Consider the following 12436-nt stretch of genomic DNA (forward strand, 5'->3'; position numbering starts at 1 on the left):
TGCCGCGGGATTTCGCCCGCAGATGGCTGCCGTCGCCATGCTCGGCTCGGCCATGGTAACGTTTGGCGTCTTTCTGTCGGGCTTCGTCATCGCGGAGCCTGCGCCTTACGAAGTCTTCATGGCGGGCCTTATCGGGGTCTGGTTTATCTTCGGCCTGAAAATCTCGCGCTCGGTTGCGCCGCTTCTGGCCTTGCTCATCCTGTTTATGACCGGAGGCATTCTCTCCCTGACAGTGATGAGCGACCTCGCCACGGCACCGATGTATATGGCGGTGTCCGGCTTCCTCTGCCTATCCTCCGTGTTTTACGCCGCCATCATCGAAGCCCGTCATGAGCGGCTGAAGCTGATCTTCGATGCCTGGGTCGCAGCTGGCGTCATCACCTCGCTGCTCGGTATTCTAGGCTATTTCGGCGCCATTCCGGGCGCTGCGAATTTTACGCTCTACGACCGGGCCAAGGGTGCCTTTCAGGACCCCAATGTCTTCGGCCCCTTCCTCGTGGCGCCTTCGATCTACCTGATGTACCGCCTGCTGACGGAGCGTATAACCACTGCCCCCCTCAGGGCCGCCGCCATCCTGATCATGGCGCTCGGGCTTTTCCTTTCCTTCTCGCGTGCAGCCTGGGCGCTCTATCTGTTTTGCGCCTGCGCCCTCGTCCTCGTCATGCTCCTGAAGGAACGGACAGGCGCCTTCCGGCTGAAGATCCTTGTGCTTGCCCTTAGCGGTGCGTTGCTGATGGTCGTGGCTCTGGTTGTTGCGCTGCAGATTCCACAGGTTGCCGACCTATTTTCCAGCCGCACCCAGCTCGTCCAGGAATATGACGGCGGCCATCTCGGACGCTTCGCCCGCCACAAGTTCGGCTTTCTGATGTCGATGGAAAAACCGCTCGGCATCGGCCCGATGGTGTTCAGCACGATGTTTCCCGAGGACGAGCACAATATCTGGCTGAAGTCGCTAACCTCCTATGGCTGGCTCGGCTTCGTCTCCTATGTCACGCTGATAGCCTGGACCATATCGATGGGCTTCCGGTTCCTATTGCTCGACCGTCCCTGGCAGCCCTACCTGATGATCGCCTGGATCGTGCTGATCGGCCATGCCGCCATCGGCAATGTCATCGATACCGATCATTGGCGGCATTTCTTCCTGCTGCTCGGTGTTGTCTGGGGTTGCGGCGCGCTCGAATACCGCTACCGGCGCAGCCTGAACAAAGGGCAAACGCACCGTCCTGGTCCGTCGCCAACGCTGCGTTAACGTCAACCCTGTACACAGAGGGGAATGGATCGGCTCCATATCGGGACCGGCGGCGGATTGTCAGAATGAACATCGACCCCTTTATCCCCGGTGCTGCAAACGGCCTGCGCATCGTCCAGGTGCTTGAGCCGAGCGGCGGCGGATCAGGCCGCCATTTCCTCGATCTCTGCCGCGGACTGCATGAGCGCGGCCACCATGTAGAAGCGGTTTATTCGCCGCTCAGGGCAGAAGACGCTTTCGTCCGCGAATTGAAATCGCTCGCCCTGCCCGCCGTGCATGCTGTCGCCATGAAGCGGTCTCCGGGTCTGTCCGACATTGCCGCGCATCGCGCTCTGCGCCGTATCATCGATGGCGGCACGCCCTTTGACATCGTCCATGGTCATAGCTCGAAGGCCGGCGCGCTGACCCGCCTGCGCCTTCCCGGCGTCCACGCCCCGCGCGTCTACACCCCGCATGCCTTCCGCACCATGGACCCGACGCTCGGCAGGATCGGGAGGCTGATCTTCGGCGGCATAGAGACCATCCTGGCCAAACTGTTTACCGACCACCTGATCTGCGTGTCCGACGACGAGCATGCCCATGCCCTGTCGCTTGGCATGCCCGCGCGAAAACTGTCGGTCATCATCAACGGCGTGACAACGCCACCGCTCGACATGGCAAACACGGTGCGGGCGAGCTTCGGCATTTCGGCAGATACGTTCGTCTTCGGTTTCGTCGGCCGCCTGTCCTATCAAAAAGCACCCGAGCGTCTAATCGAGGCCTTTCGCAATGCCGCCTCACGGTTGCCAGGCGCCGAATTGATCATGGTCGGCTCCGGTGACCTTGAACCGGAAGTCCGCACAGCCATCGCCGAAAGTGGCGTGCAGAAGCGTATTCGCCTAACCTCGGCCTTCACCGGCCCGCAGGCTGTCCCCGCCTTCGACGTGCTGGTTATGCCGAGCCGCTATGAAGCGATGTCCTATGTCATGCTGGAGGCTGCCGCATCGGGAAAACCGATCATCTCCACCGATGTCGGCGGCGCATCGACCGCGATCGAAAAGGACAAGAGCGGCCTGATCGTGCCCAATGACGGCGACACCGCCAAGCTCGCCAATGCCATGGTGGAAAGTGCTGATCCGGGCCGATATCGCCAACTGACCGAGGCAGCGATTGGCCGGATGGCGAATTTTTCGATGAGACAGATGATCGACAGAACCGAAGCGGTGTACCGGCGGTTGGCCACAGCACGATAGGTCAAACCAACGGGACAATGGGCTGGGCAGACCGGCAGGCGCAGATGAGGCACCTGTATAAAAATTGAAAACGCTGAAATGCCCATCAACCACGCAGGGGACGGTATGATTTCACCCTTGAGCACACCAGCCCTGTTTGCCGCCGAACGTGCGCCGTGCAAGTCCCTCTGAGACCAGCATATCGCCGATTGAACGCCCCTGCCCGACCATGACCCGGGCATCCTGACCGGAGACGTTGGCCAACTGAATGTCACCGGCATTGAGAAGCTCCCAGAGCCGCTTTTTCGCCAGGGAGCCCAGCTTGCGCTCGTCGTCGCACTTGGCCTGTTTGATTTTTGGCGCCTGGATGCCGGCGATCTGAATTTTTTGCCGACCATACCAGAAGGTGCCGCCATCGACGACGCAGTTTTCCAGCGTTTCGGTGCAGAAATAGAAAGTCCCAGGCTTGCGGCCAGAAGCCGTCTGCTCACCAACAGTTTTCAGCGCAGCAACATCCACGGCTGCCTGCTCCACAGGCCGCACGGCCGGCATCGCAAGCGCAGGTTTTGCGGAAGGTAGTGATTTCTCTACCTGCCTTTCCACAGCGGGCTGTTTTTCGACGGGCCGCGGCTTGGCGATCGATGCCGTGTAAAACGGCGCCGTCATCGGCAAAAGTTGTGCCCGGTGATCGTAAGCAAGGACCGCGCTCACCGACAATACGCCGGCCAGGTACCATGGCCACATGCTCGTTTTGGCCTGTTTGCGGCCTGTGCGCCGCTTCTGGCCTTTTCTGACCGCCGTCTTCGCCATTACCCGAATCCCCTTTTCGCCCGCGTATTATCGCGGCAAGGGATTGCCGAAAACTTTAAGCATCAAGAAAATCAGCCGCCGTCCCGCATGTTCGCCGCAATTTTCCCGACAACAAAAAACGTGCCGCTTTTTCCGGAGATTTACGCCGTTTTCCGAAATCAACACTTGCGCGCCAAGTCCCGATTATATACGGCTCTCTTCGGTTCGGAGCGTAGCGCAGCCCGGTAGCGCACTTGACTGGGGGTCAAGGGGTCGTGGGTTCGAATCCCGCCGCTCCGACCATTGTTTTCAAAGACTTAGATACCGGTAAGTCTTCTGGCTATAAAAATAGTAGCCACATTGTAGCCAGCAGCGACTTATCTCGCCTGCATGAAAGCAGATTGAAAAAGCCCGCTGCCGTTAGGGCGGGAAGAACCCGCGACAGCGGGCGCAGAGACGACGCGGACCACGGACACGGATTCCTGCCGCGCCTTTCAGGCTTGCCTTCCTTCCCGCCCTCCCCCATCCTCCCATTGGAACGCCGTCCGCAGTGTAGCCTTTGGTGACGCGCTTAAACGCCTTACGGTCGCCACGGTCCTCGATCCGAGTTTTGCAGCTACGACATGGCGAGCAAAGATGCCACCTCTTCCGCCAATTTTCAGTAAAATCAATGAGTTATCACTAGATATATTCCTTTGTCATAACCGGATCGGCATAAAAAAAGCCCGCCCCGGTTAAGGGATAGGCCGATTTGATCGCAGTTGTCTGGATGGGAGGCCCAAAGTTGCCTCTACTTCCCGCCCCTACGGGATGCGGGATCATTGCTCATCAGCAGCCGCCGATGATTGCCGGACGGGTTGCAGCCATTCATAACGGCCCGTCTGGACCAGCTAAGCGGGTAAAGTTGTGGTTTGGAGTGGCTCTGCGTGCGCAACCTCTTGCGTTCCCTCTATGTTCCTGATGGATATGCACCACTGAAAATCGCGGAGTGAGCTATGAAGGTAGACATCAATGTAATTACTGATGCCGTTAGCACCCTGAAGACTGCTTCAGACTTGGCATCGTCGGCCAAGGATGTAGAGGATTTTTCTGCGCTTAAGAAGAAACTTACCGAGATGTCGAATCTGATACTCGCGGCGCACAGCGCAGTGGTATCAACACAAGCTCAACTGATGGGCATGATGCAGGAAAATTTTGAACTTCAATCAAAATTGAGCAGGGTGGAACAATGGGAAGATACTGCTGCGCGCTATCTGCTCAAGGATTTTGGCGGAGGCACGTATGCCTATGAACTCAAGACAGAACTTGTTGACAGTGAGCCCCACCATTTGGTCTGCGCCAACTGCTTCCAGACACAGCGAAAATCCGTTCTCCAATTCAGCCACAATACCCCTACGCAACAAAGGTTGTTTAGGTGCCGGGCGTGTTCAGAAGATTTTGCTTTGGGCTTCCGATCTGAGCAAAATTATCGTCGGTCCCCCACTTCCGGCTTTGTCGCGTAATGGCCCCAGATTTTTCAACTCGCACCGTTGATACCCTTTCGCGCCGTGCGGCTTTAAGATGCAGCAATCCTGACTGTGATAAGCTCACCACCGGTCCGAACACAGACAATATTAAGGCGACTAACATAGGTGAAGCCGCTCATATCTACGGTGCACGCCCTGGAGCCGCACGCTATCGCTCTGAGATGTCTGATGAGGAACGCGCTTTAATCACAAATGCCATCTGGCTTTGCAGTGATTGCCACGGTCAAATAGATAAGGACCCTGCTCGTTTTCCGGAGACCTTATTGCTTTTTGGCGGGAAAAGCACGAGGAAAAACTTTTGAACGAGATTGGGAAGCCGGGCGAACTCATTCGGCGGCTGGCAACTGACAGAGAACTGCGCTTCCTAGGTGATATTCCCCTCTATGCGGAACAGCTCGTTCGCGAAAAGCCTGCCCATTGGGAGTATCTGCTAACCGCAGAACTGTTGGACTTCTATATAAAACCTGTAATGCGGTCCGCACGAGACTTGCAATTAGGATTGATCACCAAACCGAAAATACCTGTAATTATTCAAGATGTTCCGAATTGGTTAAGTCGCAAGATCGCAGAACTCGCTCAAGTTCCGAGCGTCATGGTCGCACTTATTGAGGAACTTAAGGTAGCGTGGGGGGCTCCCGGAGAAGCGGGTGATCCGGCCACAATAAAGCATGTTTGTCAGCTTTTTGGGAAGGCCGCCGAGCATATGGTGGCTATAGCCGATGAGGTGCGATTTACGGCATTGCCAGATTACTTCGACGGCCTAGCCGCAGGCTTGGTCGAGGGGGCATTATTCCCGCTAAGGCGGTTACCCGAGATGGCTGTTTTCATCCGATCAATCTTCGCGCAGCAGGATGTTAGCGGCGAGCATTATTTTTCGCTGGTATTTGAACTCCCCGAGGGCTGGTCAGAAAGACTTGATGTAGAAATGCAAGAGGCATTTCAAAAATTGACGACAGAGTTCTAACTTCGTCCGCAACCTGAAGTCCGCCGAAAATTCAGGGACGTAACAACATTGCGAACTTATCTGCGCCATCGAGCTATCGGCCTCAGGGATGCCATTGCGCTGGCGACATTGTTGGCGGCGGCTGTGATAGGTCGCGCCCGAATATATCGGTGACGTTTGGTATGGCTGTTAAGAGCAAGCCGAACGCCGAAAAGAAACGGCAGATTGGTGACCCTGTCTCACCAATCTGCCGTGAATAGGCTTATCGGGGTTTGGTGGGGGGACTCCACTATAAGCCACCGCTAATTTGACACATACGGTCTGGATTGCAATTCGCTGCATCAGCAGCGATGGAAGAATAACAGCACAAACTGATACTTACGAAAACGATAAGCGAACCATTCACGAACAATTTGGGATTGCGCTAGTGCCGCGTACCACTTTTAGTGTAGTGGCGTCGTGCTGTGAAACAGATTGAATTATTAGACCTGTCTAATAAGATGTGACATCTTGTCGGGATGCAATTCATCTCACATCCGACAATCGGCGGACCATTAGTTCGCATGGATCAATGAGTTTATTGTAGTCAGTGTCTTAAACGGATGGCTTTCAATGTTCACTTCATTCGTAACCATCGTGGTCGTCGCATTTATTATCGGTGCAGCTCTTGGGCTTGGCGCAAACGCCGATGACCGGAAGAAGCTCAAGGATGCCGAAAAGCGTTTTGCTGACCTCCGAAGCGCATTGGAGGAGAAGCAGCTAGAGGTAGACCAAAGTAGGCGTATGCATCAAAAAAGCATCTCAATCGCCTATAGTGTGGTTCTGGACTATGAGACAATTTTTGATGAGTTGAAAAAACGAAACCAGTCAAATCGATCAGCGGTGATCCTGCCATTCAAATAAAATCGATGCCGCCGCCTCAACGCCGAAACCATAGCAGGGAAATAATGCGCTACAGCCGATACGCACTTGCCAGAGCCCATACAAAACAATACAAGTAAAAACTAATATTTAAGAGGCGAATTGCGAACGATATAATAATATTTCCAAGGTTTTAGAGGAATATATCATGAAACGAGCCGTTTGCGCCGCAACAATTTCATTGATGTTTCTTCCGACAATAGTGAATGCAGGGGATGTTACGGTTCGGGGAGTAGGTACTGCCCATTGCGGTACATGGGTGGAAAACCCCGAGTTGCGGCGCGATTATATGCAATGGGTGTTGGGTTTCGTCTCGGCGACGAACTATGCCCGTTGGCAGAACGTACCTCGTCAATCGGCGGAAATCGACTTGCTGAACGGCATAGACGCGAATGCCGTCGAGGTCTGGATGACAAACTTCTGCACCCAAAATCAGTTGCAGCCCATCGGGATCGCCGCAGCCGTCTTGGTCAATCAGGATTTCAAACCAACCCTCTCTTCGTCAATCCAATAAAAGTCGGGCACTTCGTTTGCGTGCCCCTTCAGCCGTTCAGCCGGCGTCAATCGTTCACAGTCGACGGGAAAAGATCGGTCGCATCAACCGTGATGGCTTTGCCAGATGCAAATATTATGATTTACTAAAATACATTCGGAACAATCAGGGCTTGCTCGCGTTCCCGCGACAAACGGGAGTGTGCAGTTATGGTACAGTTCTATTTCAACCTGAGAGATGGCGAATACATCGAGAAAGACACCATCGGGATTGAGCTACCCGACTTGGATACGGCAATTCAGCAAGGAAGACTTGCTGTTCACGACCTGATGCAAGAACAGATTGCCACCGGATTGCCAATCGGCGATGAGGCATTCGAAGTATGCGATAGATATGGCAAGGTGCTTTTCAGCTTGCCCTTCAAGGAACTGGCTAACAGCTGAAGGGATTTTTGGATGCCATCACAAAACCCATTCGTCACACAACTGAACGCCAGCCTTTATTCCACTTCTTCAGGGAATAATTCTGTAGGCAATCGCTATAGCGTTAATTAGCATGCCGACATTAACCAACAGGCAGTGCATTGGATGACGCTAATTTCAACGGATTGATTAGGCCCTCTCGGTAGGTAAATTTGACGCGCTGGTTTCGCCTGCCAACGCCATCTTCACCATTCTGTCGATACCGGATCAATACTCCCCAATAGTGCCGTTTGAATCTTCCCCAGTTTGCGCTGCCGCCAACGGTTGTAGCAAAGACCAAAGTGAGGCTCTATATCGAGCCAAGACCGAGGGCGATTCTGGCGGAGAGCGTGGATTGAATGGCACCCAACAAGGCGAGTGCGTATGACTTAATGAAGGCTACGTTGCTGGATATGCATCGGCTCGTCTCCGTTGATTATCCAGTCGGGGATATCTTCCGGAGTTTAAGAGATTTAGCTACTTTTGCTGGAGACACCCTCGCCCTTCTCGACAGCTTTGAGGCAGACGAGAGCGAGTTAGCGAAGGCCATTGTGCCGTTTGAAGCGTTTCCGCACGTTATCCGAATACGCGTTGATTTCTTCGGAAAAGCGATGAGGGAAAAGACCTTGACGCCAGCCGAGCGGACGGAAATGTCGGCACTACATGCTCATCTAGTCACCTACACCGACATTATACAAGCCGCCATGGAAGAGGTGACGCAAGAAAGCCGTCGAAACCGATATGCCGAAGCTGGGTATGTAGAAACCGCCATTCATACCGACTTAAAGTACGATTCCTATTTGGCTCCCTTTGTGGCGGATGCACTCCGACTGGAAATCACGGAAAAGACGCCCTCCCAAGATATTGCGCCGTTTCAGTATGAGATGACAGAAACGGGCCTATTTGTCTTGCCGTTGCATTCGGTGACTGATGGAGAAAGGGAGCGCTTTGTTGAAGCCCAACGTGCGCATCTTATGGAAGTAGCGGCGGAGATAACGATGTCTCTGGCCAGCAGCAACTGCAGTGCTCAGCTAAAATGGGTTTTCGCGTTGGTTGGCAACAAGCTTAAAGATGAGGGTGTCATCCTACTTCTCGGGCAGGCGGTGGCGACTGCTCAGGAGGTTTTCCTTGCGGAAGAGAATTCTCTCATGGATCATCTCGCCGCACTCTTAAGAAACCAATTGTCGGGGCTAGACCGGTATCTTTCTAATTTTGAAGACTGGCGCAGTTTCGTCAGTAGCAGCACCGACGTAGCAGTGAGCAACGACGACGAGATAGCGATGTCGGACTCTCTTATTGTATTGTCGGGCGCTCTCGCCGCCATTCCGACGGTTGATTCCGAGGTGGTTAGCTCTTTGAATGAAGCAGCTCAGTGGCGGGCGAGCGGAAAGAGATCACGCGGCGGGCGCATCCTTGCGATGGCAAGAACCTTGGGTAATTTGGCTTCCGCGGTGTTCAAGTCCTTGGGCAAGGCTGTCGTAGACACGGGTAGAAAAAACATCGCGTCTATTATCCTTGCTGGCATCGTTTCCGTGCTGGGTGCAATGCAGAATATTCCGGGCTTGCAGTGGCTGCCTGCGGTCATCGAGGCCGCAAAGGCACTGCTCCGTCTTCCCTAACGGTGGGGAAGGGAGCCACCACTGACTCCGCCCTAGCTTGGCAGTGCCATCCCATTAATAAGATTAGAGTTCCTGTTACCGCATGTCCGGCAACGCAGATGGCTTAATGCACATGTCCCCCGCCATCAAACCTTGAGAGCAAACACACTAGTTGCAGGTAGCGACTCCAGGCTCCACTTGGTTGTTACACCACATACCTCATCGCTCTCTATGCTCTGCTTTTCTGCTTGAGAGTTGTTCAACGCGCTGGCTTATAAAAAGATACAGGTTCGTTGAAAACATACCTACAAACACAGCGACTAGCACAAGAGTATAGAAATCACTGGGCGTCTTAGCAAAGGCAGCCTGATCAGCCACGCCTTGTTTGGCCATATGGGGTGCAACTACGGCCATAAATACACCGCTCTTGATGCCGACCCAGGAGAAGGTGGCCATCAACCCCGATCCCACGGCTAGCGGCAACTCTGCCATCACTCTCACGCCGGACAAAAGCAGCCTTGCGACTGCACCGAGGACGCCCAGTAAAAACGGCATTGTCAGCAATAGTATAGCATTGAATCCGCTATTTAATAGAGATAACGTTTCTGAGTCTATACGATATATTTCTGGGTTTCCAAAAGAAACCCAAGCAAGAATCAAAAATATTGCAGTGAAAACACTAAAATAAGTGGTAATAATAACTAACGTTCTTCTAATATCTGCTTGTCGTAATTCGTATTCTTCAAATGCTGCTCGTTCCGACACAAATGTTGTATAGTTAGATTCTGTATTTGCTTTATTTTCCGAGGCCGGAAACTCCGCGATCTTGTTGTCGATATCTTGACTGCTTGCCATGAAAACCCCCGTTCAAAGATGGCCAGCATTAGGAGAAAGCTGCTCCGTAAACAACCAGGATTTTACAATCTGCCAAAACGGCCCTTCCAGATCCCGTTGCTCGATGCAAATATTAGAACAGCGATACTAATATCTCGAATAGTTTCTTCAGCGTTTGTAGCAAGGTACCGGCCGCATCCGGAGATGTTAGTAGGTTTCCGGTTATTCCAAGGGATATAGAAGTAATGGCGGTTCCAACTAGTCCCGCAAGACCCAGGATCGCCTTACGGATCTTGCGCAACCGCTGCGCGGCTGATGACTCCGAAAATGCCACGAATGTCCGAGCGTCGCTGATCTCAACAGCCAAATATTCACCTGCGCGCAAAGCGGGTTCCGCTAAAACAACTTCAGCGTCGGCGCTTGCAAAAATGTTTTCCGTTGTGGTGACGATTTCTTTCAGCGTTGCGTCAGTCAACTTCTCCGATTTCAGCTCAGGAGGGATCAGCGGGGCATCTAGGGATGAAAGGGGCGGCTGAACAGGTTGAAGCAATGGTCGTAAAGCTTCATGACCCTTGCAGAGATTTTCGATCGAATTTTTAGTACTTCCAGGCCAATTTCCTTCTATAGATAAATGGACTTTCAAATCGTCAATGCTGTCAGACAAAATGTACCAGGAAGCAGGCCGAAACGTAATTTGGGATAAAAAGTGCTCTAGATCAAAGCGCAAAGCTTCGCCGAGGTTATTATCAAGATGCTGTACCGCTGAAAGGGCTTTTCGGGCCAATATCTCTTGAGCGGTAAGCCGCCCCTCCAAATCGCTAGGATCTTGCCGCTGAGGGGCCGCATATGGGGGGCTATCTTTCGCTGTGATTAAACCGTCTTCAATTATCGTTGCGACGGGCGCAGCCGAGGTGACGCGAGCTGCGATATCTTCACGGGACGGCGGAAACAGTTTGTCTCGGACCGCTTGAATCAATTTTTGCATTTCGGGATGATCGAGTTCTTCATCCCACTTTCTTAGGTCTGCATATTGGGTTTCCGAAAAACCATATGGAATCTCGGCGCTATCCAGTCTGACATGGACGAGCTTTGCATCCTTCTGTGCTCGGGACGCTTCTTCCACAACTGCCTTGGAAGTGCTGCTTTTTTCTGTCCAAAGAGTTACTATAGCTGCTGCACTGTTGAGCCTCTCCCCAATAGTTTCACGCCAAGATTCGCCAGCTAAAAGCTCTTGATCCCACCACGTCGGAATTCGAGACACTTCAAATTGGCTACGGATCAGGTTCGCGATATCGCGGTCGCCATGAGCATAAGAAATGAATGCGAATGTCGAAAAATCCGCTCTCAAACCTTCCTGGTCATCTATCGGGAGACCTTCCCAAAGTGGCCAGTGAGGAGGGAAAGCCATCGAATCAGGCAGAGCCACTCCTGTGTCGCCCACCATCTGCTCAACTTGAGCTTGGGTCAGTCCAGTTGTATGGTTGAGTCTGGTTACGTCGGTAGGACTGGGTCCGCTCCGGATATCTGCGTCTAACAAGAATGCTTCGGTAAGGTTTGTCCTAACAAAAAAGGCTTTTCTAAAATTGGATTGAAAGCATGTCGCGCCGGTCAAATCTGCGTCCATGAGATCCGCCTTCTCAAGATTTGCGCGCGTCAATTGTCCTTTTTTTAGCGTAACACCCGTTAGTTGCGCTCCACTAAGATCTGCATCGCTAAGATTTGCATTAGTCAAATCTGCTCCGATTAAATTTGCTCCCTTTAGAATTGTTTCCTTAAGATTTGCTCCGCGAAGCTGGGCTCCCCTGAAGTTTATCCCAGACAAATCAAGGCCTGCCAAACTATGCGTATGCATAAGGCTTGGCACAAAATGACGGCGTTTGCGGCGATCATTCCATCCTTTAACTCCATCATTTATAACCCAATTGATATGACGGGAAATTGCCATTCAGTCCGCTCCGGTTGCATCGCGGACGCTATGTGATCATTATGGTTTATACCAGTATAAATTTTCTTCAGAAGACATTATACGAAACATTTCTGTTTCCACCCAGGACCTCAAATTTAATTGGGCGACACTCAAAACACTTAGCCACAATTTAAGTGTAATTACCTAGAATATAAAATATATTAATTGCTAATAATTTCCATTTTCGATGTTTATATTACTTAATATACTATAATTATTCGATCCACATTCCGTAAGTAAAATTTCAATATGCGTACGTGAAAAACAGATTTTGTGAATTCAGGGGGGGGGTATAACAATCCCTTCATGGTAGAAACACGCGCATGATAGAATCTCAATGGTCTCTTAGAGGCTGCCTCAAAAAGAGGTGGGTGATTTCAGTAGGTTATGATTCCTTCGGATTTGCAAAGATTCGATGGAGTTCACGATGGCCTGGACCAAAATC

At 52.3% G+C, this 12436-nt stretch carries 11 protein-coding genes and 1 tRNA gene; 9 read left to right on the forward strand and 3 right to left on the reverse strand.

The window, feature by feature from the left end; translation table 11 throughout:
* The first annotated feature begins 22 nt into the window (after positions 1 to 22).
* Positions 23 to 1249 carry an O-antigen ligase family protein gene (locus ASD36_RS29675; RefSeq protein ID WP_060502230.1) on the forward strand — a complete coding sequence of 409 codons (1227 nt, stop codon included), beginning with the start codon at positions 23 to 25 and terminating at the stop codon, positions 1247 to 1249.
* 65 nt (positions 1250 to 1314) lie between these two features.
* The gene (locus ASD36_RS29680; RefSeq protein ID WP_060502170.1) at positions 1315 to 2481 is read left to right on the forward strand and encodes a glycosyltransferase family 4 protein; all 1167 of its coding nucleotides are present in this window, start codon (positions 1315 to 1317) and stop codon (positions 2479 to 2481) included.
* A gap of 111 nt (positions 2482 to 2592) precedes the next feature.
* On the opposite strand, the gene ASD36_RS29685 is transcribed toward ASD36_RS29680, so the two are convergent.
* Positions 2593 to 3270 (reverse strand): hypothetical protein, encoded by a 678-nt coding sequence (locus tag ASD36_RS29685; RefSeq protein WP_060502171.1) that lies wholly within the window; start codon positions 3268 to 3270, stop codon positions 2593 to 2595.
* Positions 3271 to 3475: 205 nt separating this feature from the next.
* Between ASD36_RS29685 and ASD36_RS29690 the strand changes: the two genes are divergently transcribed.
* From ASD36_RS29690 to ASD36_RS29720, 7 genes are all read left to right on the forward strand, one after another.
* Positions 3476 to 3552: transfer RNA gene (locus ASD36_RS29690), tRNA-Pro, on the forward strand.
* A 692-nt stretch (positions 3553 to 4244) separates the two neighbouring features.
* Positions 4245 to 4751 (forward strand): hypothetical protein, encoded by a 507-nt coding sequence (locus ASD36_RS29695; protein WP_060509972.1) that lies wholly within the window; start codon positions 4245 to 4247, stop codon positions 4749 to 4751.
* Positions 4752 to 5073: 322 nt separating this feature from the next.
* On the forward strand, positions 5074 to 5739 hold the full coding sequence (locus ASD36_RS29700; RefSeq protein WP_060509973.1) for a hypothetical protein: 666 nt from the start codon (positions 5074 to 5076) through the stop codon (positions 5737 to 5739).
* A gap of 591 nt (positions 5740 to 6330) precedes the next feature.
* On the forward strand, positions 6331 to 6621 hold the full coding sequence (locus tag ASD36_RS29705) for a hypothetical protein (RefSeq protein ID WP_060509975.1): 291 nt from the start codon (positions 6331 to 6333) through the stop codon (positions 6619 to 6621).
* A 166-nt stretch (positions 6622 to 6787) separates the two neighbouring features.
* The gene (locus ASD36_RS30885) at positions 6788 to 7153 is read left to right on the forward strand and encodes a hypothetical protein (protein ID WP_156393939.1); all 366 of its coding nucleotides are present in this window, start codon (positions 6788 to 6790) and stop codon (positions 7151 to 7153) included.
* A gap of 188 nt (positions 7154 to 7341) precedes the next feature.
* Positions 7342 to 7575 (forward strand): hypothetical protein, encoded by a 234-nt coding sequence (locus ASD36_RS29715; RefSeq protein WP_060509979.1) that lies wholly within the window; start codon positions 7342 to 7344, stop codon positions 7573 to 7575.
* A 377-nt stretch (positions 7576 to 7952) separates the two neighbouring features.
* Positions 7953 to 9212 carry a hypothetical protein gene (locus tag ASD36_RS29720; protein ID WP_060509981.1) on the forward strand — a complete coding sequence of 420 codons (1260 nt, stop codon included), beginning with the start codon at positions 7953 to 7955 and terminating at the stop codon, positions 9210 to 9212.
* Positions 9213 to 9410: 198 nt separating this feature from the next.
* Here ASD36_RS29720 and ASD36_RS29725 read toward each other — a convergent pair whose 3' ends face one another.
* The gene (locus tag ASD36_RS29725; protein ID WP_060509983.1) at positions 9411 to 10046 is read right to left on the reverse strand and encodes a hypothetical protein; all 636 of its coding nucleotides are present in this window, start codon (positions 10044 to 10046) and stop codon (positions 9411 to 9413) included.
* Between the two features lie 112 nt (positions 10047 to 10158).
* A complete protein-coding gene (locus tag ASD36_RS29730; RefSeq protein ID WP_082562874.1) occupies positions 10159 to 11970 on the reverse strand; it encodes a toll/interleukin-1 receptor domain-containing protein in 1812 nt (603 codons plus the stop codon).
* Positions 11971 to 12436 lie beyond the last annotated feature (466 nt).

This window comes from Rhizobium sp. Root1334, assembly GCF_001426665.1.
Lineage (GTDB): Bacteria > Pseudomonadota > Alphaproteobacteria > Rhizobiales > Rhizobiaceae > Pararhizobium.